Annotated in this window: 1 protein-coding gene; it reads left to right on the plus strand. The window is 58.7% G+C overall.

All coding sequences use genetic code 11. From position 1 onward, the window contains the following. Positions 1 to 28: 28 nt before the first annotated feature. Positions 29 to 416: ATP-binding cassette domain-containing protein (locus SB822_RS55095; RefSeq protein ID WP_410858847.1), on the plus strand; the 388-nt coding region annotated here is incomplete at its 3' end.

Here is a 416-nt window from a genome sequence, read left to right on the forward strand (position 1 = left end):
GTCATGCACTCTTTCAGGCGGGCAACTGATGATCCGACTGGAAAAAATCGACAAGTACTTTTCCGGGCACCGTGTGCTCGATTCCGTCGATCTGCAACTCGCGCAGGGCAACGTGACCGCGCTGATCGGACCGTCGGGCAGCGGCAAAAGCACGCTGTTGCGCTGCGTGAATCTGCTCGAGATTCCCGAGTCGGGTTCGCTCGAAATCGGCGATCAGAAGCTCACGTTCAGTCAGGACGAGCGGCCGTCGCGCGAAACAGTGCTGACGATTCGTCGCCGTACCGGCATGGTGTTTCAGAACTTCCAGTTGTTTCCGCATCTCACGGTACGTCAGAACGTGATGGAGGGGCGCCTCACCGTGCTCAAGTGGGACAAGGAAAAAGCGCGGGCCCGCGCCGATGAATTGCTCGAGAAAG

Source organism: Paraburkholderia sp. SIMBA_054, from assembly GCF_046534875.1.
GTDB classification, from domain to species: domain Bacteria; phylum Pseudomonadota; class Gammaproteobacteria; order Burkholderiales; family Burkholderiaceae; genus Paraburkholderia; species Paraburkholderia hospita.